The following is a 21,328-nucleotide window of genomic DNA, read 5'->3' as shown; positions in this document are numbered from 1 at the left end:
ATGACACTCAACTTCGATCTGCACCGCTGGACGCGGGACTGGACCGCGGCCTGCCACCTCGACCGGCTGGACCGGCTGCGCGGCGTCGCCGTGCTCCTGCCCGACGGCGCCCAGGTGGCGCTGTTCCGGCTCGCCGACGACCGTCTCAAGGCGATCGGCAACATCGACCCGATCGGGCGCGCGGCGGTCCTCTCCCGCGGGATCGTCGGCGACCGCGGCGGCTTCCCGGTGGTGCAGTCACCGCTGAAGAAGCAGGCGTTCAGCCTGATCGACGGCCGCTGCCTGGACGCTGAAGGCGTGTACGTGCCGGTCTACGGCACCCGGATCGGGCTCGACGGCACGGTCTTCGTGTCCAACTCGCCCCAGGTGCGGTTCGGCTACCGGCCGGCCCCCGCCGCCGCTCCGGAACAGGTTCCGTCGTGACCGTGGTGCTGGCCGCGCACGGCACCCGCAATCCGCACGGCGTCGCGATGATCGGCGACCTCGCCGCGGCCATGTCGCGCCGCCTCGAGGAGACGGTGCGGGTCGCCTTCGTCGACGTCCTCGGGCCCAGCCCCAGCGACGTGCTCGCCGCGCTGCCCGACGACGAGCAGGTGGTCGTGGTTCCGGCGTTCCTGGCCCGCGGCTATCACGTGCGGGCCGATCTGCCGGCGCACCTCGCCGCGGCCTGGCACCCGCGCACGGTGCTGACCACGGCACTCGGTCCGTCGCCTGCGCTCGCCGACGCGGCGTCCGGGCGCCTGCGCGAGGCCGGATACCGGCCCGGCGACACCGTGGTGTTCGCCGCCGCGGGATCGTCCGATCGCCACGCCGTCACCGACGTCCGCCGCGCCGCCACCCGGCTGGAGTCCGTCCTCGGCACAGCGGTGACCATCGGTTTCGCCGCGCCACCCGCCGGTTCGGCGTATCCCGGGATCGCCGACGCCGTCCGCCGCGCCCGCCGCCGGCCCGGCCGCGTCGCGATCGCGTCGTATCTGCTCGCCGACGGCCTCTTCCAGCGCCGCCTGGCCGACTCCGGCGCGGATCTCGTCGCGGCCCCGCTCGGCCTGCACCCCCGCGTGGTCGACCTGGCCTGCCGCCGCGTCCTCGCCGCTCAGCAACGGCACGCGGACCGACTCAGTCCGTCCAGGGGTTGATCACCCGGGCACCCGTTGCCGAGAAATCCGCGGTGTTCCGAGTGACCACCGACATGTCATGGACAAGAGCCGTCGCCGCGATCAACGCATCTCGTTCCGGGCTGGGGTCCGGAACATGACGTCTCGCCGCGCGCCGTGCGACCTCGAGGTCCACCGGCAGGATCCGGCCGCGAAAGGCGTCGAGTACCTCGTCGTCAAGCCACCGCCGGAGCCGATCAGCCTGAACTCGATCACGTCGCTCGATTCGCCCGATTCCTACTTCGATCTCGAGGACCGTGACCACGCTCAGATAGAGCTGCGCATCCACGCGTGCCGAAATCCAGGCTCGAACGGCCGGGGAGGCTGTGCGCTCGGACTTGCGTAGTTCGCTCAGGACGTTGGTATCGAGAACGAAGTTCACAGCTCGGGAATCCGCAGCCCGACTCCGATCGGCTCGGGTTCCCAATCGAGATCATCATCCATACTCAGCCGTGAGACCAGCGTCCTTTCGCCACCACGGATCCGTTCGTACTCCTCGATCGACAGAAGAACGAATGCAGCCTGTCCGCGATCCGTGATGAGCACCGGCCCCTCGGCCGCAGCGCGCTTGACCGAACTCGGGTCGCGATTGAACTCGCGCGACGTCACTGTCGTCATTCTCGTCCCCCTAGATGGTAGTTACGTAACTACCATACCCGGCGGATCAGGCTACCGCCAGGCGGTAGCCGCGCTTGACGACCGTCGCGATGATCTCGCGGGCGCCCAGGGCGGTGCGAAGCCGGCCGATGGCCACCTCGACGGCGTGCGGGTCGTCGCCGGCGGCCGGAAGCAGTTCCAGCAGGGTGTCCCGGGACAGCACCTCTCCCGGCCGGACGGCCAGCGCCTTCAGCAGGGCCAGCCCGGTCGCCGACACCTCGCACTCGGATCCGTCGACCACCACGGCATCGGCACGCACCCCGAGCCGATGCCCGGCGACATCGAGTTCGGGACGGCGCGCGGGCAGATCCTCCCCGACCAGCCGCGCGAGCGCACCGAGGCGCATCCGGTCCGGCGCCACGCTCGGGACACCGATCCGCTCCAGCGGCGCGGCCGTCACCGGGCCGACGCAGTACACCACGACCCGCTCGGTCAGCGCGTGGCGCAGCGGCCCGGACAGGCCGAGTTCGGCCGCCCGGATCAGCACCGATGCGACGGCGGGCGCCGAGGTGAAGGTCACCGCGTCGATCCGGCCACCGGCCAGATCGGTGATCAGCGCGTCGAGCGCGTCCCGGTCGTCGGGCATCTTCCACCGGTAGACGGGCACCCCGATCACCCGGCCGCCGAGCTCGACGAGTCCGTCGAGAAAGCCCGGATTGGGATCCCACTCGTCCGTCGCGCCGTGCAGCTGCACCGCCACCCGGCGGCCGTCCAGATCGTCGCGGGTGAGCATGGCGAGCAGTTCCGCGGTCGACTCGGACTCCGGCGACCACTCCTCCCGCAGCCCCGCGGCGCGCAGCGCGCCGGTCGGCTTGGGGCCGCGCGAGATCACCCGCGCGCGCCCGAGCGCCGCGAGCAGATCCTCGGCCAGACCCCAGCCGTCGGCGGCCTCGATCCAGCCGCGGAAGCCGATACCGGTGGTCGCGATGAGCACGTCCGGCGGGTCGGCGATGAGGTCTTCGGTCACCGCGCGGAGCGTGACGTCGTCGTGCAGCGGCACGATCGCGATGGCCGCGGCACTGCGCACCCGCGCGCCCCGCCGCTGCAGGAGCGTGGCGAACTCCTCGGCCCGGCGGGACGCGGTGACGGCGACCGTGAATCCGGTCAGGCTGGTCATGAGGCAATTGTCGCAGACCGGATACACCGCTCCGCACCCACGATGTTCGGCCGGCCGAACGCCGCCGGTGGCGGTCTGCGCGTCCAGTAGCATGCGCGAGCATGAGCAGTCGGGCGCCCTCGGGCGAGCGGATCACCGGCCCCGACCCGCGGATCACCGTGCTTCCCGATGCCGACCGGGTCTTCGTCGACGACCAGCCGTGGCTGCACCGGGTTCTGTATCCGCTGGCTTCCGTCGAGCTCAGCGCGTTCGATCCGGAATGGACGGGGCGGATCCACTTCGTCACGCCGGTCGACGCGCAATACGGGTACGTCGGATACCGGACGACCGAACACCACGACGACCATGTCGGACTCAACTGGATCGCGTTCCGGGTCGAGGACGACGGCCGCTATCGGTTCCTCGGCGACCCCCGCTGTTTCGAGATCGAGAACCTCGGCGCGGTCGATGATCCCGAGCAGGTCGAAGAGTTCTACGCCGAGGTCGGCCGGAACTATGAGCGTCTCAAGCGGCTGTGGCGTGACGAACGCATCCTCGAATTCGGCGAACCCTGGGATCGACCCGACCCCAACTCGGACAGTCCCCGCCCACGCGCGTCCGTCGAGTCGCTCGGCGGCCCGCTGTCGTTCGGCAACTGGTCGGAGTACCGACCGCCCGCGGCGCTCGAACTCGGGCACCGATTGACCCTCCGGGACGGGCGCCCGCTGACCTATATCGGCCGGTGCCCCATTCACGGGCTGCGCGGGTGGAGCGGTCACGACGTCATACTGTTCTTCGAGCCGGAGACCCGCATCGCGGTGCTGACCTTCGAATCGACCTGACGCCGGAGAGCGCCCTGCGGCGCCCGCAGATACATCCGCCAGGTCACCAGGGCGGCGACCGCGTAGAAGGCCGCGAACACGGCGAACGCGGTGGTCGCCGCGCCGGTCGACGCGTACGACTGCCGCAGCACCAGGTTGATCCCGACGCCGCCGAGACCGCCGAGGGCACCGGCGATCCCGATCACCGCGCCCGACATCGAGCGGGAATAGGCGGCGCGGCCGGCCTCGTCGAGCGGCAGGGTGCGCGCGGCGGCGTCGAACACCGACGGGATGATCTTGTACACCGAACCGTTGCCCATGCCGGAGAGCACGAACAGGAGCACGAAGCCCACCGCGCACAGCGCGATCGAGCCGCCGCCGGCCAGCAGCACCGCGGCGCCGGCGATCATGCCGAGGAACACCGCGAAGGTCACCCGGCTGCCGCCGAAGCGGTCGGCCAGCTTTCCTCCGTAGACGCGGCTGATCGAGCCGAGCAGCGGTCCGAGGAAGGCGATCTGCGCGGCGTGCAGGCTGGCCTGCGCCGCCGACTGCCCCTGGTCGCGAAACGAGAGCGCGAGCATCTGGCCGAAGGCGAACGAGAAGCCGATGAACGAACCGAAGGTGCCGATGTACAGCAGCGAGACGGTCCAGGTGTGCCGGTTGACCAGCGCCGCGCGCATCGCGCCGAGATCGACCCCGGGACCCTCCAGGTTGTCCATGTACAGTGCCGCACCGATTCCGGCGATCACCAGCGCCACCAGGTAGAACGCGCACACCCAGTACGGCTGCCGGTTGCCCGCCCACGCGATCACCAGCAGACCGAGCAACTGCACCGCGGGCACGCCCAGATTGCCGCCACCGGCGTTCAGCCCGAGCGCCCAGCCCTTGAGCCGCTGCGGATAGAACGCGTTGATGTTGGTCATCGACGACGCGAAGTTGCCGCCGCCGAGACCGGTCAGCGCGGCGCACACCAGGTACATCCACAGCGGCTGTCCCGGATGGGCCAGCAGCACGATGGTGGCGGTCACCGGGATCAGCAGCACGAACGCCGAGAACACCGTCCAGTTGCGGCCCCCGAAACGGGTGGTGGCCATGGTGTACGGGAAGCGCAGCAGCGCACCGGTCAGCGTGGCGACGGCGCCGATCAGGAACTTGTCGCCGAGCGAGATGCCGTAGACGTCGGACGGCATGAACAGCACCATCACCGACCAGAGCGACCACACCGAGAAGCCGACGTGCTCGGCCACCACGGACCAGATCAGATTGCGCCGGGCGATGGCCGCGCCGCCGGCGTCCCAGGCGGCGACATCCTCCGGGTCCCAGTCGGTGATCGTGTGAGGTCGCTTGCGCGGCATGGGTTCCTCCTTGCGCTCGGGCCCGGCGTGTCCGGGTAGAGCGACCGTACGAACGCCATGTTTCCGGTCCGGCGGCGCGCGAATCTCCCGGAGGTAAGCAAGTCCTCTCCGGGCGGATACGACGGCTGTGAGAAGGCGCGGCGAGTCAGTGCGGCGACGACAGCGCGGGCATCCAGCGGCCGCGCATCACGACCAGCACCAGGATGCTGAGTACCACCAGACCGACCGCCATCGCGATGGCGGCGTCGTCGTCGCGCTGCAGATCGAGGTAGATCGCCAGCGGCATGGTCTGGGTGACGCCCTGGACGTTACCCGCGAACGTGATCGTGGCGCCGAATTCCCCGAGCGCGCGGGCGAAGCACATCACCGCACCGGCGGCGATACCGCCGCGGATCTCCGGCAGGGTCACCCGCCAGAACGTGGTGAGCCGGCCGGCGCCGAGGGTGTAGGCGCATTCCTCGGCGTCGATGTTGCGGGTGCGCAGCGACGCCTCGACGCTGACCACGAGGAACGGCATCGCGACCACGAGCTGCGCGATCACCACCGCCCAGAAGGTGTACGTCGGGGTCCAGTCGAACCACGCGTCGAGATACCGGCCCAGCAGACCGCGCCGGCCCAGCAGGGTGAGCAGCGCCGTGCCGACGACGACCGGCGGCATCACCATCGGCACGATCACCAGCAGGCGCACCAGCCGGGTGGGCCGGATCGCGTCGGAGGCCAGCACCGCCGCGAGCGGCACTCCGAGCAGGATCGCCAGTGCGGTCGCCAGAATCCCGGCGCCCATCGACAGCCCGAGGGCCGCCATGGCGTCCGACGCGGTGAGGAGCGACCACATCCGGCCCCACGGTGCGGCCCAGGCGAGCGCGACCAGCGGTGCGACGATCACCACCGCACCCAGGATCCCGACACCGGCGATCGGTGCCGGGAGCCCGGTGTTCGGCCGGTGGCCACTCACGACGCGATGGCCGTGCGGCGTTCCGTCACGGGGCGCCGAAGCCGGCGTCGGCCAGGATCTTCTTGCCCTTGTCCGAGGTCAGCAGGTCGACGTAGTCCTTACCCGCATCGGTCAGCGCCGACGCCGGGTACTGCACCACCGGCGCGTTGGGGATCTCGATGGTCTCCACCTTGTCGCCCGCGGACGCCGCATCGGTGGCGTAGACGAGGGCGGCGTCGGCCTCACCGCTGGTCACCGTCCCGAGCGCGTTGCGCACGTCCACGGCCCGGCTGATCGGGTGCGGCGTGCCGCCGATCGCGGCGATCGCCCGCTCCGCGGCGCGGCCGCACGGAACCTCGCTGGCGCAGATCACCGCGCGGTTGCCTTCCTTGGTGAAGAAGTCGAGCCCGGTCACCTTGCCCGGGTTGCCCTTCGGCACCACGATCACCAGCTTGTTGGTGGCGATCACGACCGGGTCCTTGGCCAGTCCGTCCTTGACGGCCTTGTCCATCGTCTCGGTGTCGGCGGTGATCAGCACGTCCGCCTTGGCGCCGGACTTGAGCTTCTGCACCAGCGCCGACGACGCGCCGGTGTCCAGCTGCACCTTGGCACCGTCGTGCTCGTCGCCGTACGCCGAGTTCAGCGGCTTCATCACGTCGACCAGCGACGCCGCGGCCATCACCCGGATCGTCTTGGCGTCAGCGGACTTCCCGCCGTCCGAGCTGCACGCCGTCGCCGAAGCCGCCACGGCCACCGTCGCCGCCATCGCGACGGTCACTCCGACAAGCCTTCTCCACTTCATGATTCACCTTCTGCGTCGACGGGCGTGCCGCGCGGGCGGAGCGCTCGATCGCGGCGTGGGTGTTCCGAAAGGCAAACCTATCGCCTCGCGCTGTCATCCACCGGCGAAGGGCGGGAGCAGATCGACGGCGGCCCCGATCGGCGCCGCCGGGTCGCGCAGCAGTTCGTCGCCGTCGAGCACCGAACTGGCCGCGGCGAGTGCTCCGGCGTCGCGTCCGTGCCGCCGGGCGACGGCCGCACGCAGGCCGTCGACGGTGGCCTCGGCGACGTCGAGCCGTTCGCGGTGGCAGCCGGTGGCCTCGGCGAGGCCCGCGAAATAGGTGACGGTGATGGTCTCAGCCACCGATGGCCCCCATCGACCGGCGCGGATGGGTCAGCACGTCGGCCGGCAGATGACCGGGCGACTTGCGCCAGGTGACCTCCCGCCAGGCGGCGGCCAGGTCCGCGGCGTCGCCGCCCGAACGCAGGATCGCGCGCAGATCGATCTCGTCGTCGGAGAACAGGCACGGGCGCACGCGTCCCTCGGCGGTGATCCGGGTGCGGTCGCAGGCCCCGCAGAACGACCGGGTCATCGAGGCGATCACCCCGACGGTGCCGGGACCGCCGTCCACACACCAGCGTTCGGCGGGAGCACCCGGGTCCACCCGGCCGATCGGCGTCAGCGCGAAACGCGTGCCGAGGGATTCGAGGACCTGCCCGGCCGTCACGTAGGCGTCTTTGGTCCAGCCGCCGTCGGCGTCGAGCGGCATGGCCTCGATGAAGCGGAGTTCCAGGCCCCGATCGAGACACCAGGCGAGCAGGTCCGGGGCGCCCGGCAGGGTCTCGCTCAGCGCGACCGCGTTGATCTTCACCGGCGTGAGGCCGGCCGCGCGGGCGGCGTCGATCCCGGCGATCACATCGGGCAGCCGGTCCCGGCGGGTGATCCGGGCGAACAGATCGCGGTCGACGGTGTCGAGCGAGATGTTGATCCGGGACAGTCCGGCCGCGGCCAGCCCCGCCGCCCGGTGGATCAGGCCGAGCCCGTTGGTGGTGAGGGCGATCGGCAGACCGGGGTGTCGTGCGCGGATCTGCGCGATCAGGACTTCCAGATCCCGGCGCAGCAGCGGCTCGCCGCCGGTGAGCCGGAGTTCGTCGATGCCGAGCTGGTCGACCGCCACGTCGACCAGGGTCGCGACCTCGTCCGCCGACAGCAGCTCCGAACGCGGCATGATCGGCAGCCCCTCGGCCGGCATGCAGTAGCGGCACCGCAGATTGCAGGCCTGGGTCAGCGAGATGCGCAGGTCACGGGCGCGGCGGCCGAGAGCGTCGACCAGCACCGAACCGGCCCGGACCTCCGCAATCGACACACTGCCACGTTAGCAGGAATCGGCTGCTCTCAATCGGGCGTGAGCGGCGCGGGAAGCGGCGGCCGGGCGCGGTGCGCGGGATAGGCTGGGAGCCGTGAATCGCAGACCCGTCGCCGAGCATCGCGCCGCGATGGCCGACCATCTGGCCGGCCTCGCCGGCCGCACCGAGACCATCCCCGTCTCCTCGGCATTGCGGCGGGTGACGGCGCGAGATGCCAACGCGCCGTACGCACTTCCCCTGTTCGACAACTCCGCGATGGACGGCTTCGCGGTCCGGGCCGCCGAGATCACCACCGGCCGCCCGCTGCCGGTCAGCGGGCGGATCTTCGCCGGCGACACCTCCCGGCCGCAGCTGAAGCCCGGCTCCGCGATGGCGATCATGACGGGTGCACCGCTCCCGGACGGCGCCGATGCGGTGATCCCGGTGGAGCAGTCGGCCGAGGCCGACGGCCAGGTGACGTTCCGGGCCGCCCCCACCGCCGGTGACTTCGTGCGGGCGTCGGGCACCGACGTCGGCGCCGGGGACCGGGTGGTGCCGGCCGGCACCCGGCTGGGCCCCCGCCATCTCGGGGCGCTGGCGGCCAGCGGCGTGCGCACCGTGACCGTGTGGCGGCGTCCCGCGGTGGCGGTGATCTCCACCGGCAGCGAACTGATCCGGCCGGGCACCGAACCGGTCGGCGGCCAGGTCTTCGAATCCAACTCCCTCGTCCTGCAATCGCTCGCCACCGAGCACGGCGGCCAGGTGGTGTTCGTCGCCTCCGCCGGAGACGACGGCGACTTCCCCACCGTGCTCACCGCCGCCTGCCTCGACGCCGATCTGGTGCTGACCTCGGGCGGCATCTCCATGGGCGAGCGCGAGCCGGTCCGGCAGACCCTCGGCGGGCACGGCTGGTTCGGCCCGACGGCCATGCAGCCCGGCGGTCCACAGGGTCTCGCGACCTGGGAGGGCGTCCCGGTGATCTGCTTCCCGGGCAACCCGGTGAGCGTCCTGGTCTCGTTCGAGGTGCTGCTGCGCGACATCCTGCGCGACCTGGCCGGCTTGCCCGCCCTGCCGCGCGGCAAGGCACGACTGGCCCGCCAGGTCGAGTCCATTCCGGGCAAGACCCAGTTCCTGCGGGGCGTGCGCACCCCCGAAGGCACCGTCCTGCCTCTCGGCGGCCCCGGCAGCCATCTGGCGGTGACCGCCGCGCACGCCACTCATCTCATCGAGATCGACGCGGTCGAGACCCGTGTCGCGGCCGGCCGGGAGGTGACGACGTGGCCGCTGACCTGACCGGCTCCCCCGAGCCCGCCGGCCCGGGCGGACTGACACACCTGCGCGCCGACGGCACCGCCGCGATGGTCGACGTCTCGGCGAAGGCCGTCACCGTCCGCACCGCCGTCGCCGAGGGCCGCTTCCACACCACCGCCGCGGTGATCGACGCCGTGCGGGGCGGCGGCGTCGCCAAGGGGGATGTGCTCGCCACCGCACGGATCGCCGGGATCCAGGGCGCCAAACGGACCAGCGAGCTGATTCCGCTCTGCCATCCGCTGCCGCTGTCGAAGGTGGCCGTCGACTTGATGCTGGAGCCCGAGTCCGTCGCCATCACCGCGACCGCCACCACCACCGGGCGGACCGGCGTCGAGATGGAGGCGCTCACCGCCGTCACCGTCGCCGGCCTGACCCTGCACGACATGGTGAAGGCCCTCGACCCGGCCGCCGAGCTGACCTGCGTCCGGCTGCGCGAGAAGACCGGCGGCCGGCGCGGCCATTGGACGCGGGACGACACCCCGCCCGTTCCCGCTCCGGCTCCGCCGGCCGGACGGCCCCCGCTGCACCCGACCACCCGGGCCGCGGTGCTGGTCTCCTCCACCCGGATCGCGGCCGGCGAGCGCACGGACCGGACCGGACCGGTGATCGCCGGCTGGCTCGCCGCCCGCGGATTCGACGTCGACGGCGTGACGGTGGTGGCCGATGTCGACATCGACGGTGCGCTGCGCGCCGCCCTCGCCGCGTTCCCCGCGGTGATCGTCACGACCGGCGGCACCGGCCCCACCGCCGACGACCTGGTGCCCGAGGCGACCGCCGCGGTCCTGACCACCGAGGTGCCCGGTATCGCCGAGGCGATCCGGGACCGCGGCCGCGGCGCCACGCCGCTCGCCTCGCTGAGCCGCGGGCTCGCCGGTTTCGCGGGCGGCACCTTCGTGGTGAATCTGCCCGGGTCCCCCGGCGGGGTCGCCGACGGGCTCGACGTCCTCGGGCCGATCCTGGACCACCTGGTCGAGCTGGCCGCCGGACGGGGGCATCGTGAGTGACATCCTGTCCCGGCCGCTCGATCCGCGGGACTGCGAACAGCGGGTCCTGACCGACGCCGACGGCGCACTGGTGACCTTCAGCGGCGTGGTCCGCGACCATCACGGCGGCCGGGCCGTCGCCGCCCTCCGGTACGAGGCGCACCCCGAAGCCGACCGCTTTCTGCAAGCGGTCCTGGCGCGCCATCGCGCCGGCGACATCCGCGTCGCCGCGCAACATCGGGTGGGCGACCTCGCCATCGGCGAGATCGCCGTCGTCGTCGCGGTCGCCGCGCCGCACCGGGGCGACGCGTTCGCCGTCTGCGAGCGAGTGATCGACGAGATCAAGACAAACGTCCCGATCTGGAAGCACGAGGCATATGCTGACGGCGACCGCGCCTGGGTCAACGCCTGCCAGACGTGACCTGACCTGGGCCGTCGTCACTGACAGGAGAAGGCCAGGTTACCGGCAGCCCAACACCAGACTCCGCTCCTACCTTGAATCTCACCGGACAGCGAAAGCCGTTGCCGGACAGCCAGATTCATCCGCTGAGAAGGAGAGTGTCATGGCCAACCCGGCACCGCACAACAACACCCCCAACCGAGGCGACCAGCAGCGGCCGCAGCAGCACACCCCGCCGCGCCGCCGTACCCGCCGGCGCGTGTGGGACCGCCGCAACCACCGCTGGGTGTGGCAGTGGAGCTGATTCCACGCCGATAGTGCCCGCCTACCCGGGCATTCATCACTGACAGAAGACGGCCAGGTTACCGGAAGCCCAACATCAGGCTCGCCTCGTAACTTGAATCTCACCGGAGAACGAAAGCCGTTACCGGACAGCAAGAATTACTCGCTGAAAAGGAGTACCTCATGGGTCACCCGGAACCGCATCCCACCGCCCCGAACCACGGACGCGCCCCGCAGCACACCCCGCCGCGCCGCCGCCGTCGTCAGCGCGTGTGGGATCGCCGTCATCACCGCTGGATCTGGCAGTGGATCTGATTCCCGACTGATCTGATTCCCGACTGACAGCGCCCGCCGCGCGCGCCGCGCCGAGTTCCCCTCTCGGCCGGCGCGCGCGGCGGGCGTCGTCGTGTCACCGTCGCCCGCTTCCCACCTCCCAGAAGAGGACCCATGTCTCCCCTGGCCGCCATCGGCCGCTTCCGGCCCGAGATCCGGGCCGAACGCGGCCGGCTGATCTACGCGGGCATCCTGCTGCTCGCCGCCGCCGCGTCCGACGCGGTCGGCATCTTCGTCCTGTCCGACCTGGTCGACGGCGCGCTGGACGCCAGCACCTGGCAGCAGTTCGCCGGGCTCGCCGCCGTCTGGCTGGGGCTGACCGCCGCGTCGTCGCTGGCCGACTACGCCGGCGCGCTGATCGCCACCGCCGCCTCCGAGCGCACAGTCCTGCGCCTGCGCACCCGGGTGTTCGCACACCTGCAACGACTGTCGCCGGTCGCGCACCGCCGGCGCGGTCTCGGTGACCTGGTGGTCCGGCTGTCCGCCGATCTGGAAGCGCTCGAGCATCTCATCGCGTCGGGCCTGCTCGGCTTCGTCGTCGCCGTCGTCAACATCGTCGGGCTGGTGGTCACAGCCTTCCTGATGAATCCGGTCGTGGCCGGTGTCGCCCTCGGCGCAGCTCCCGCGTTGTGGCTGTTGTCCGCGCTGTTCAGCCGGGCGCAGCTCCGCGTCTCGCGGGCCGAGCGAGAGGCCAACAGCGACATCGCCGATGCCATCACCACCGCGCTCGCCGCGCACGAGACCGCCGTCGCCTACAACCAGCGGCCGCGGGAGGCCGATCGGCTGCACCGGCACGGACGACGCTGGGCGCGCGCCCGTATCGGCGAGACCCGGCTGGAGGCCGGCTTCGGCGCCGTGATGGGCGGCGCCGAGGTGGTCGTGACGCTCCTGGTCACGCTGACCGGGGTATGGCAGGTCCGGCAGGGACACCTGACCGTCGGCCAGCTGCTGGCGCTGACCGGCTACCTCGCCATGCTGTACCCGAAATTCCAGCAGCTGGCCGAACTGCGCCTCACCCTCGCCTCCACCGCGGTCAGCGCCGACCGGATCGCCGAACTGCTCGACGAGGACCCGCACCTGGCCGATCATCCCGAGGCGACCGCCGTCGAGGTGCCCGGCACCGCGCTGACGATGGAGGGCGTCACCTTCCGGCGCGGACCGCGCGTCGTGCTCGACGACGTCGACCTGACCCTGGAACCGGGGCGCCTGACCGTCCTGATCGGCCCCAGCGGCACCGGGAAGTCGTCGCTCGCCGCACTGCTGACGAAACTCGAACAGCCGTCGTCCGGCCGGGTCCTGCTCGACGGCCACGATCTCGCCGCCGTCACCGGCGACTCGGTCCGCGAGCACGTGACGCTGCTCCCGCAGACCCCGGCGATCGTTCCGGGGACCATCGCGGAGAACATCGCCTACGGGCGGCGCGACGCGTCGCCGGATCAGATCGTCGCGGCCGCCCGCGACTCCGGTGCGCACGAGTTCATCAGCGCGCTGCCCGCCGGCTACGACACCGTCCTGCACAGCGAGGGACTGGAACTGTCCGGGGGCCAGCGGCAGCGCATCTGTATCGCCCGCGCCATCCTCCGCGACACCCCGATCCTGGTGCTCGACGAGCCCTCGGCCGCGCTCGACGACGAATCGGTCGACACCCTCGTCGCCCCGTTGCGGCGGCTGACGGCGGGCAAGACCACCCTGTTGATCACCCACGACCCGCGCCTCACGGCGATCGCCGACCGGATCCTCCGGCTGGCCGACGGCCGGATCCGGGATCAGTCGAGGGTGAGCACGCCGAGCGCGTTGTCGACGATGGTGCCGAAGTAGAGCACCCCGTCGCGCTCGGCGACACTCGTGACGAAGGTGTAGTCGATGCCGTCCGGCCGGATGTCGTGCACGAGGGTCCCGTCGAAGTCGAAGGCGATCACCCAGACCACGTCCTCCGGTGACGGCCCGAGACGTTCGGGCACCCGGGCCAGGACCCGGCGGGCACGCAGCGGCAGTTTGAAGATGCCCTCCAGCATCGGATTGCGCGGCGACGCCAGGGCACACCAGATCAGCCCGTCGCTGCCGATCGACATGTTGTCCGGATAGCCCGGGAGGCCGTCGATCAGCACCTCGATCTCACCGACGGTGTCGCCGGTCAGCCACAGCTTGGTGATGCGCGAGGCACCGGTCTCGGCCACCAGCACGTACGACTCGTCGGGCGCGAGGACCAGGCCGTTCGCGAACTGGAAATCGTCGCGCAGCACCTCGACCACACCGTCCGGCGTGCGGCGGATCAGCCGGCCGCTGCCGGAGTGCTCGATGATGTCGCTGCGCCAGTGGTCGATGGTGAACCGCTGCGAGGACGCGGTGAAGTAGAGCGTGCCGTCGCGTGCCGCGACCACATTGCTCGCGAAGTGCAGCGGGCGGCCGTCGACCGTGTCGACCAGCACCTCGGGCCGCCCGCGGCCGCCCGCCAGCCGGAGGATCCCCCGGTCGTGGTCGCAGAGGACGAGGGAGCCGTCGGCCAGCGCTTCGAGTCCGAGCAGGTGGCCGGCCGTGTCGGCGAGGACCTCCACCGCGTCGGTCGCCGGATCGACGGAGACCAGCCGGCCGTCGTCCAGACCGGCGACCACCCGCCCGTCGGGCAGGCACACGACGTCTTCTGGGCCGTTCCCCGGCAGGGCGATACGTCGGAATTCACTCACAGCCACAGTCTTATCAGCATCCGGTCCGCACCGCTCGTGCCATTGGTCCCCGAGTCGCCTTCCGCCGAGCTATATTCACCTTGGTTCATAGTCACACTGTTGCATAGAGCGGTGATGCATGGATAGAGTGGCGACATGGCACTGGACCACGCGATTCTCGTGTCCCTGGCGGAACGGCCCGGGACCGGTTACGAGATCAGCCAGCAGTTCCAGCGGTCGATCGGCTACTTCTGGTCGGCCACGCACCAGCAGATCTACCGGACCCTCAAGAAGCTCCACGCCGACGGCCTGGTCAGCTACACCGACGTCGCCCAGGACGGGCGCCCGGACAAGAAGGTGTACACGCTGTCCGACGCCGGGCGCGATCTGCTCGCCGACTGGGTCGCCAGTCCGACGCCGGCCATGCCGCTGCGGAGCGACCTCGGCGTCAAACTCCGGGCCGCCGAGTTCGGCGACCTCGGCGCCGTCATCGCCGAACTCCAGGCCCACCGCGACGAGACCGCCGCGATGCTGGAGCTCTACCTCGGCTTCGAGCGCGACTACTACCCCGACCCCGACGCCCTGACCGGCCGCAAACTGCACCAATACCTGGTGCTCCGCGGCGGCATCCGGGCCTCGCAGGCCACCCTCGACTGGTGCGACGAGACCCTCGCCGCCCTCCGCCGCGAACTCGCTGGTCACCAGCCCGCCGAGCCGAACGAGCCCCACAAGACCGAGCCGAAACCCACCCCTCGCCCGTTGAGCCGATCGAGCCGCTAGGCGAGATCGAGTCGAAACGCCCCCCAGCCCGTTGAGCCGATCGAGCCGCTAGGCGAGATCGAGTCGAAACGCCCTCCTAGAAAGAAAGGCCCCGTCATGGCAGCCCCCACGACAGCCCCGAACGCCCACTACCCCAGGCTCTTCGAGCCCCTGCGGATCGGCGGCACCACGCTGCGCAACCGCATCGTCATGGGTTCGATGCACACCGGCCTGGAAGACCGGATCTGGGACACCCCGAAGCTCGCCGCGTATTACGCCGAGCGGGCGCGCGGCGGCGTCGGGCTGATCATCACCGGCGGTTTCGCGCCGACGCGCACCGGCCTGCTGCTGCCGTTCGCCGGCAAGATGACCAATCACGCCGATGTGCTGCGGCATCGCGAGTTCACCAAGGCGGTGCACGCCGAGGGCGGCAAGATCGCGCTGCAGATCATCCACGCCGGACGATACGGGTACACGCCGCTGAAGGTGGCGGCCGGCAGCGAACCGTCGCCCATCCACCCGTTCAAGCACTACAAGATGAACGACCAGATGATCCGGCATGTGATCCGCACCTTCGGCGAGGCCGCCAAGCTGGCCCGCCGCGCCGGATACGACGCCGTCGAGCTGATGGGCGGCGAGGGCTACCTGATCAACCAGTTCCTCTGCCCGCACACCAACGACCGCACCGACAAGTGGGGCGGCTCCACCGAGAACCGGCAGCGGTTCCTGGTCGAGATCGTCAAGGAGGTCCGCAACCAGGTCCCGCGCGACTTCCCGGTCATCCTGCGCCAGTCCGTCGCCGACTTCGTCAAGGGTGGGCAGACGTTCGACGAGATCGCGCTGCTGGCCCAGAAGGCGGAGGCCGAGGGCGTCGACGCCATCAACACCGACATCGGCTGGCACGAGGCGCAGGTCCCGACCATCGTCACGTCGGTGCCGCGCGGCGCGTTCGTGAAGTTCACCGAGCGGCTGCGCGATGTCGTCGACATCCCGCTGATCGCGTCGAACCGCATCAACACCCCCGACTTCGCCGAGGAGATCCTGGAACGCGGCCGGGTCGACGCCGTGTCGATGGCGCGGCCGCTGCTGGCCGACCCGGACTTCGCGAACAAGGCGGCGGCCGGTCGTGCCGACGAGATCAACACCTGCATCGGCTGCAACCAGGCGTGCCTCGACCACGCGTTCGTCGGCAAGAAGGTGAGCTGCCTGCTGAACCCGCGGGCCGGCCGGGAGACCACGCTGACGCTCGGGCAGACACGCCGGGCCGAGCGGGTCGCGGTGATCGGCGCCGGTCCGGCCGGGCTGTCGGCGGCGGTGTCGGCCGCGCAGCGCGGGCACCGCGTCGACCTGTTCGAGGCCGGTGACTCGATCGGCGGCCAGTTCTCCATCGCCGCCCGGATCCCCGGCAAGGAGGAGTTCAACGAGACCATCCGGTACTACACCCGGCAACTCGACATCAACAACGTGACCGTGCATCTCGGCACCCGGGTGAGCGCGCAGGAGATCATCGACGGCGGCTTCGACCAGGTGGTCGTCGCGACCGGTGTGACCCCGCGTGTCCCGGACATCGAGGGCATCGACCATCCGATGGTGATGAGCTACGCCGACGCCGTGCTTGGCCGCCGCGAGGTCGGCAAGCGGGTCGCCGTGATGGGCGCCGGCGGCATCGGCTTCGACGTCACCGAGTTCCTCACCGTCGACGACTCCCCCACGCTCAATCTCAAGGAGTGGGAGCAGGAGTGGGGTGTCACCGAGGACCTCGACACCCCCGGCTTCCTCACCCGGCCGCGGCCGGTCCCGGCCGTCCGGCAGGTGTACATGGTGCAGCGCAAGCCCGGCAGCCAGGGCAAGACCCTCGGCAAGACCTCCGGCTGGGTGCACCGCGCCACCGTCAAGATGAAGGGCGTCGAGCAGATCTCCGGCGCCACCTACGACAAGATCGACGACGACGGCCTGCACCTCACCCTGCACGACAAGGAGGGCAACGAGACCGGCAAGCGCGTGCTGGAGGTCGACAACGTCGTCGTCTGTGCCGGTCAGGAGTCGGTCCGCGATCTGGTGGACCCGCTGACCGAGGCCGGGATCACCACCCACGTGATCGGCGGCGCCGACCTCGCGTCGGAGCTGGACGCCAAGCGCGCGATCCGGCAGGGCACCGAGGTGGCAGCCGGACTGCCGTGATCGCGCAGGCCGCAGACCGTGCGGATCGCCGACTCGATTCCGCCGGCTGGGAGCCGTTGTAAAGGGCGTCCGGGTGTCGCATCCACTGCTGTTCGCTGCGCCCGATCGCGGCATCGGCCGCTGCGTCGCCCGCCGGCCGGGCCAGGCACCCTAGGATGTCCGCATGGCTCTTCCCGCACCGAATCCGTCCGCACGCGCCGTCGTCACCGGCGCCTCCTCCGGCATCGGCATGGCCCTGGCCTGCGTCCTGGCCGACCGTGGGCACTCGCTGATCCTCGTCGCCCGCCGGGGGCAGATCCTCGACTCACTCGCCGCGGAGTTGCGCCAACGTTGCCGCGTCCAGGTCGAGGTTCGCGCCGCCGACTTGTCCGACCCGGAAGGCACGCGCAGACTCTGTGACGAACTGGCCGGACGCGAGATCTCGATCCTGTGTAACAACGCCGGGATCGCCACCTTCGGCCCCGTCGCCGAATTGGACCCCGATTACGAGCGAGCGCAGGTACTGCTCAACGTCAACGCGGTGCACGACCTCACCCTCGCCGTGCTCCCGCAGATGGTGGAGCGCCGCGCGGGCGGAATCCTGATGGTCGGCTCGGCGGCCGGGAACATGCCGATCCCGAACAACGCCACCTACGCCGCGACGAAGGCGTTCGTGAACACCTTCAGCGAGTCCCTGCGGGGTGAGGTCAGCGGGCAGGGTGTCCACGTGACATTGCTGGCTCCCGGACCGGTGCGGACGCAGACCCCCAGCGCCGAAGAAGCATCCATCGTCGACAAGATGGTCCCCGACTTCCTCTGGCACTCCAGTCAACGCGTCGCCGAGATGAGTCTGGACGCCCTATCCCGCAACAAGATGCGCGTCGTACCGGGAACGCTGTCGAAGGCCATGTCCATCGCCGGCGGATACACTCCCCGCGCGATCGTCGCCCCGATCGTCGGCACCTTCTACGCCAAGCTCGGCGAAGGCGAGTAGCCCGACCACTCGCCCGCCGCGCATGGACCGGTGCGACGTAGGGTAGGTGTTCGTGGAAGACAAACTCGTCTGGATCGACTGCGAGATGACCGGCCTGGACACCAGTTCGGACAAACTCATCGAGATCGCCGCTCTGGTCACCGACAGCAACCTGAACATTCTCGGCGACGGGGTCGACGTGGTGATCCACGCCGACGACGCCGCGCTGGCCGCGATGCCGCCGGTCGTTGTGAAGATGCACGCCGCGTCCGGCCTCACCGAGGAAGTACGCGCCTCGACTGTCACCCTCGCCGAGGCCGAGCAACGGGTACTGACCTATCTGCGCGAGCACATTCCGGGCGGTGGCGTACCGCTGGCCGGAAATTCGATCGCCACTGATCGCGGATTCATCGCCCGGGACATGCCCGAACTCAACGCATTCCTGCACTACCGGATGATCGACGTCAGCTCGATCAAAGAGCTCTGCCGGCGCTGGTTCCCCATCATCTACTTCGGGCAGCCGGAGAAGGGGCTGGCTCACCGCGCGCTCGCCGACATCCGCGAGTCGATCCGGGAACTGCGGTACTACCGCCAGGTGGCTTTCGTCCCCGAGCCCGGCCCCGACGCCGAGACCGTCGCTGCGGCAGTGGAGCAGCTCGGACCTGCCTGAACGCCGACGCCGCTAACCGATTGGAGTTCACCCCGGATTGCGGCTAGAGTATGAATCCGGTTCGCGAACACCGCCTGCGGGCGATGTGAACGACACCGAGATGGTGAGTGTAGTTCAGTTGGTAGAGCACCAGGTTGTGATCCTGGCTGTCGCGGGTTCGAGTCCCGTCACTCACCCCGAAGAGGACTAGGCCCTGATCCGCGACCACGCGGGTCAGGGCCTAGCTGTACCCGGCCAACACGTTGGTTACAGGCGGCTGATCGGTGGGAGTCCGCCGAGCGAGCTGTGGTGACGTTGAGTGTTGTAGTGTTCGAGCCAGGGCGCAAGGGCCGCTGCCCGCTCGTCGTTGCTGGTGAAGGCCTGGCGGTAGGCCCATTCGGTCTGCAGGGTGCGGTTGAGCCTCTCGACCTTGCCGTTCTGCCACGGGCAGTGGGGCTTGATGAACTTCTGAGCGATGCCGTGCCGGGCACATACCTCGCGCAGCGAATGGCGGTAGGCCCAGGCGTTGTCGGTGATTAACCGCTCGATGCGGGTGATGCCGTGATTGGAGAAGTAGTCGATCGCGCGTTCGAGGAACGCCGCGCACGTGGTGCCCTTCTCGTCGGGCAGGACCTCGCTGTAGGCCAACCTGGAGTGGTCATCGACCAGTGAGTGCACGTAGTCGTAACCGACCCGTGTCTTGTTGATCCGCGAGCGGTGGTTCCGAGTGGTCTGCCCCTCGGCACGCCACCCGCCGCCGTCGGGGATCCGGCCGAGCTTCTTCACATCCATGTGCACCAGTTCACCGGGCCGCTCGCGCTCGTAGCGCACCGTCGTCTTCTTCGATGCGCGCAGCAGTTCGCCGGTGATCGAATCCAGCTCGCACAACCGCGGCACCCGATGACGGGCCAACACTCCCGAAACCGTCCGCGGAGCAGCGTTCAGCTCTGCTGCCACCCAGTCCCGACCGCGGCGCTCGCGGGTGCGTAGCTCGACGATCGCCACCTCGACCTGGGCACTGGTCCTACGCGGTGAGGTGTGAGGTCGCGAGGATCGATCGGTCAAACCCGGCTCTCCTTCGGTCGCAAAGCGGTTGATCCACTTCGCGACGCATCGACGGGAGATGCCCATGCCTTTGGCGATGTGGGCCTGGGGCCAACCAGCGCGGTGCCGCTCGATGATCAGCAGCCGGCCTTGATACGTAGTGCGAGCATTACGGTGGGACATGAGAGCCTCCTGGGCGGCGTGAATCTTGACAATCCACACCTCACCCGGAGGCTCTCTTCACCTCAACGGCACTGCTACCAACCTCATGGCCGGGTACACCTAGCTCATTCCGGCCCGGTCAGCGCCGACATGCGTCGGCGGCGGGCGCCGCACTCGCGGCAGGAACGCTCACAGACGGCCGAGGCGCTCGATGTCCTCAAGAAACTCGTCGATGGTCTCCGGCGGGACGGTCGGCCGGATGGACCGCAGTGCATCGAGATAGTCCGCGGTCGAGGGTCCGGGCACGGCGTCGTCGGGAGAGTCGATCGCCCTCTCCAGCGCCACCTGAGCGGCCTTGCGCGAGGCATACTCGATGTCTGCCGGCGTCAGGCCTTCACTGCTATCGATCAGCTTCTCGACATCGACCAGTTCCCTGGCTCCCTCGGGGATGTAGCTCGACCAGATTGCCTTGCGGGCCAGCGCATCGGGGAGGCCGATCGGAATGATGTAGTCGAATCGACCGTGCCGCAAGAGCGCGGAATCGAGTGCCCGGATGAAGTTCGTCGCGCAGATCAGCAGTCGCCCCTCCTGATCCCTGAACTCCGGAATGATCTTCAGCAATTCGTTGGTGACACCCTGAGTCGGCGACGGCGGGTCACCGCGGCGATGCGCGGCGATCTCCTCGACCTCGTCGATGAAGACGACGGCGCGATCCAGTTCGGCGATCTGACTGAAGGTCTCCCGAAGACCACTGGCCACACCTGCTTGATTCCCACCCAGCCGAGACGGAAAGACCTCGATGAACGGCCATTCCAAGCGCGACGCGACGGCCTTGGCAAAGGTCGTCTTTCCCGTGCCCGGGGGACCGAACAGCACCACGGCGTGCGGCGGCGCGCACCCGTACTCAGCGGCTAGATCAGGCATCGCCAAAGGCATCACCAACCGACGTTCTAAGAGCTCCTTCTCGCGTGTCATCCCGCCGACCGCATCCCAGAGTCCCCTGGGCAGCAGTCTGCCGCCCAGGCTGCGCAGCAGCGACACGTCCCGGCCCTGAACCGGTATGCGCCGCTCGGCGTAGCGCAGATGGTGCTTGACCTCGTAACCGTGTCCCGCGAAGTCATCGAGGGTGTTCTGCCGCTCAGGAATCAGGGCGGAGATGATCCCGATTCCGCGCGCAGCCAGCCGACGTTCCAGCGCCGCCAGCAGCCGCGTTCCGACCCCACGCTCCCGGAACTCGGGCCGCACCCCGAGGAAGACGATCCAGCCCTGCTTATGTGCGGCCCGACCGATCGCAGCGCCAATGATCTGGTCCCCGTCCACGGCGACAACGGCGTCGTCCTGCTGGCAGGAGGCGATCACCTCCGAGAGCCCGTACACCGGGTCGGCGGTGGCGGTCAGCTGCCAGAGATGCAGGATCTCGTCCAGATCCTCCGGACGGAAATCACGGGTGAGTTCTCGCGGCACG

24 protein-coding genes and 1 tRNA gene are annotated in these 21,328 nt (G+C 70.0%); 14 read left to right on the top strand and 11 right to left on the bottom strand.

What is annotated here, in order from left to right:
* A complete protein-coding gene (gene nirD / locus MYK68_RS08020; protein ID WP_247867402.1) occupies window positions 1-423 on the top strand; it encodes a nitrite reductase small subunit NirD in 423 nt (140 codons plus the stop codon).
* Window positions 420-1,136 carry a sirohydrochlorin chelatase gene (locus MYK68_RS08015; protein WP_247867401.1) on the top strand — a complete coding sequence of 239 codons (717 nt, stop codon included), beginning with the start codon at window positions 420-422 and terminating at the stop codon, window positions 1,134-1,136. Before nirD ends, MYK68_RS08015 begins: the two co-directional genes overlap by 4 nt.
* Here the strand turns inward: MYK68_RS08015 and MYK68_RS08010 are convergent.
* The 3 genes from MYK68_RS08010 to MYK68_RS08000 are packed head-to-tail and all read right to left on the bottom strand — an operon-like array spanning window position 1,117 to window position 2,928.
* The gene (locus tag MYK68_RS08010; RefSeq protein WP_247867400.1) at window positions 1,117-1,536 is read right to left on the bottom strand and encodes a type II toxin-antitoxin system VapC family toxin; all 420 of its coding nucleotides are present in this window, start codon (window positions 1,534-1,536) and stop codon (window positions 1,117-1,119) included. The genes MYK68_RS08015 and MYK68_RS08010 overlap by 20 nt on opposite strands.
* A complete protein-coding gene (locus tag MYK68_RS08005) occupies window positions 1,533-1,772 on the bottom strand; it encodes a type II toxin-antitoxin system Phd/YefM family antitoxin (protein WP_247867399.1) in 240 nt (79 codons plus the stop codon). Before MYK68_RS08005 ends, MYK68_RS08010 begins: the two co-directional genes overlap by 4 nt.
* Before the next feature lie 46 nt (window positions 1,773-1,818).
* Entirely contained in the window at window positions 1,819-2,928 is a 1,110-nt protein-coding gene (locus MYK68_RS08000; RefSeq protein WP_247867398.1) for a uroporphyrinogen-III synthase, read from the bottom strand.
* 101 nt (window positions 2,929-3,029) lie between these two features.
* Here MYK68_RS08000 and MYK68_RS07995 point away from each other — a divergent pair, with 101 nt between their 5' ends.
* Complete coding sequence (locus tag MYK68_RS07995; protein ID WP_247867397.1) at window positions 3,030-3,749, top strand: hypothetical protein; 720 nt, start codon at window positions 3,030-3,032, stop codon at window positions 3,747-3,749.
* On the opposite strand, the gene MYK68_RS07990 is transcribed toward MYK68_RS07995, so the two are convergent.
* From MYK68_RS07990 to moaA, 5 genes are all read right to left on the bottom strand, one after another.
* Window positions 3,683-5,083, bottom strand: coding sequence for an MFS transporter (locus tag MYK68_RS07990; protein ID WP_247867396.1), 1,401 nt, complete (start codon window positions 5,081-5,083; stop codon window positions 3,683-3,685). The two genes, MYK68_RS07995 and MYK68_RS07990, sit on opposite strands and share 67 nt — an antisense overlap.
* A 145-nt stretch (window positions 5,084-5,228) precedes the next feature.
* Window positions 5,229-6,038 (bottom strand): molybdate ABC transporter permease subunit, encoded by an 810-nt coding sequence (gene modB, locus MYK68_RS07985; protein ID WP_247867395.1) that lies wholly within the window; start codon window positions 6,036-6,038, stop codon window positions 5,229-5,231.
* 25 nt (window positions 6,039-6,063) lie between these two features.
* Window positions 6,064-6,795 carry a molybdate ABC transporter substrate-binding protein gene (gene modA, locus MYK68_RS07980; protein ID WP_247867394.1) on the bottom strand — a complete coding sequence of 244 codons (732 nt, stop codon included), beginning with the start codon at window positions 6,793-6,795 and terminating at the stop codon, window positions 6,064-6,066.
* A 117-nt stretch (window positions 6,796-6,912) separates the two neighbouring features.
* Window positions 6,913-7,161: a MoaD/ThiS family protein gene (locus tag MYK68_RS07975; RefSeq protein WP_247867393.1), complete on the bottom strand. Its 249-nt coding sequence runs from the start codon at window positions 7,159-7,161 to the stop codon at window positions 6,913-6,915.
* On the bottom strand, window positions 7,154-8,164 hold the full coding sequence (gene moaA / locus MYK68_RS07970) for a GTP 3',8-cyclase MoaA (RefSeq protein WP_247867392.1): 1,011 nt from the start codon (window positions 8,162-8,164) through the stop codon (window positions 7,154-7,156). Before moaA ends, MYK68_RS07975 begins: the two co-directional genes overlap by 8 nt.
* Window positions 8,165-8,258: 94 nt before the next feature.
* Here moaA and MYK68_RS07965 point away from each other — a divergent pair, with 94 nt between their 5' ends.
* The 6 genes from MYK68_RS07965 (at window position 8,259) to MYK68_RS07945 (ending at window position 13,271) form a co-directional block, all read left to right on the top strand.
* Window positions 8,259-9,437 (top strand): molybdopterin molybdotransferase MoeA, encoded by a 1,179-nt coding sequence (locus MYK68_RS07965; RefSeq protein WP_247867391.1) that lies wholly within the window; start codon window positions 8,259-8,261, stop codon window positions 9,435-9,437.
* A gap of 65 nt (window positions 9,438-9,502) precedes the next feature.
* Window positions 9,503-10,459 (top strand): bifunctional molybdenum cofactor biosynthesis protein MoaC/MoaB, encoded by a 957-nt coding sequence (gene moaCB / locus MYK68_RS07960; protein WP_247867971.1) that lies wholly within the window; start codon window positions 9,503-9,505, stop codon window positions 10,457-10,459.
* Window positions 10,452-10,859, top strand: a complete 408-nt coding sequence (locus MYK68_RS07955) for a molybdenum cofactor biosynthesis protein MoaE (RefSeq protein ID WP_247867390.1) — start codon at window positions 10,452-10,454, stop codon at window positions 10,857-10,859. Before moaCB ends, MYK68_RS07955 begins: the two co-directional genes overlap by 8 nt.
* Window positions 10,860-11,001: 142 nt before the next feature.
* Window positions 11,002-11,142: a hypothetical protein gene (locus MYK68_RS07950; protein ID WP_247867389.1), complete on the top strand. Its 141-nt coding sequence runs from the start codon at window positions 11,002-11,004 to the stop codon at window positions 11,140-11,142.
* A 161-nt stretch (window positions 11,143-11,303) separates the two neighbouring features.
* Window positions 11,304-11,435 (top strand): hypothetical protein, encoded by a 132-nt coding sequence (locus MYK68_RS20780; protein ID WP_283255287.1) that lies wholly within the window; start codon window positions 11,304-11,306, stop codon window positions 11,433-11,435.
* Window positions 11,436-11,567: 132 nt separating this feature from the next.
* A complete protein-coding gene (locus tag MYK68_RS07945) occupies window positions 11,568-13,271 on the top strand; it encodes an ABC transporter ATP-binding protein (protein WP_247867388.1) in 1,704 nt (567 codons plus the stop codon).
* Here MYK68_RS07945 and MYK68_RS07940 read toward each other — a convergent pair.
* Window positions 13,220-14,137 carry an SMP-30/gluconolactonase/LRE family protein gene (locus tag MYK68_RS07940; protein ID WP_247867387.1) on the bottom strand — a complete coding sequence of 306 codons (918 nt, stop codon included), beginning with the start codon at window positions 14,135-14,137 and terminating at the stop codon, window positions 13,220-13,222. The genes MYK68_RS07945 and MYK68_RS07940 overlap by 52 nt on opposite strands.
* 135 nt (window positions 14,138-14,272) lie before the next feature.
* Here MYK68_RS07940 and MYK68_RS07935 point away from each other — a divergent pair, with 135 nt between their 5' ends.
* The 5 genes from MYK68_RS07935 to MYK68_RS07915 all read left to right on the top strand — a co-directional run bounded on the left by MYK68_RS07935 (window position 14,273) and on the right by MYK68_RS07915 (window position 18,854).
* Complete coding sequence (locus MYK68_RS07935) at window positions 14,273-14,896, top strand: PadR family transcriptional regulator (protein WP_247867386.1); 624 nt, start codon at window positions 14,273-14,275, stop codon at window positions 14,894-14,896.
* Window positions 14,897-14,992: 96 nt separating this feature from the next.
* Window positions 14,993-17,056 (top strand): NADPH-dependent 2,4-dienoyl-CoA reductase, encoded by a 2,064-nt coding sequence (locus MYK68_RS07930; protein WP_247867385.1) that lies wholly within the window; start codon window positions 14,993-14,995, stop codon window positions 17,054-17,056.
* A 163-nt stretch (window positions 17,057-17,219) separates the two neighbouring features.
* Window positions 17,220-18,029, top strand: coding sequence for a mycolate reductase (gene cmrA / locus MYK68_RS07925; protein ID WP_247867384.1), 810 nt, complete (start codon window positions 17,220-17,222; stop codon window positions 18,027-18,029).
* Window positions 18,030-18,081: 52 nt separating this feature from the next.
* Window positions 18,082-18,678: an oligoribonuclease gene (orn, locus tag MYK68_RS07920; protein WP_247867383.1), complete on the top strand. Its 597-nt coding sequence runs from the start codon at window positions 18,082-18,084 to the stop codon at window positions 18,676-18,678.
* A gap of 103 nt (window positions 18,679-18,781) precedes the next feature.
* Window positions 18,782-18,854, top strand: a tRNA-His gene (locus MYK68_RS07915).
* Window positions 18,855-18,924: 70 nt separating this feature from the next.
* On the opposite strand, the gene MYK68_RS07910 is transcribed toward MYK68_RS07915, so the two are convergent.
* The gene (locus MYK68_RS07910; RefSeq protein ID WP_247867970.1) at window positions 18,925-19,884 is read right to left on the bottom strand and encodes an IS481 family transposase; all 960 of its coding nucleotides are present in this window, start codon (window positions 19,882-19,884) and stop codon (window positions 18,925-18,927) included.
* 168 nt (window positions 19,885-20,052) lie between these two features.
* Window positions 20,053-21,327 (bottom strand): ATP-binding protein, encoded by a 1,275-nt coding sequence (locus MYK68_RS07905; RefSeq protein ID WP_247867382.1) that lies wholly within the window; start codon window positions 21,325-21,327, stop codon window positions 20,053-20,055.
* Window position 21,328 lies beyond the last annotated feature (1 nt).

It is taken from the genome of Gordonia sp. PP30 (assembly GCF_023100845.1).
In the GTDB taxonomy this organism is placed as follows: domain Bacteria; phylum Actinomycetota; class Actinomycetes; order Mycobacteriales; family Mycobacteriaceae; genus Gordonia.
This window is presented reverse-complemented; position numbering and strand designations above follow the sequence as displayed.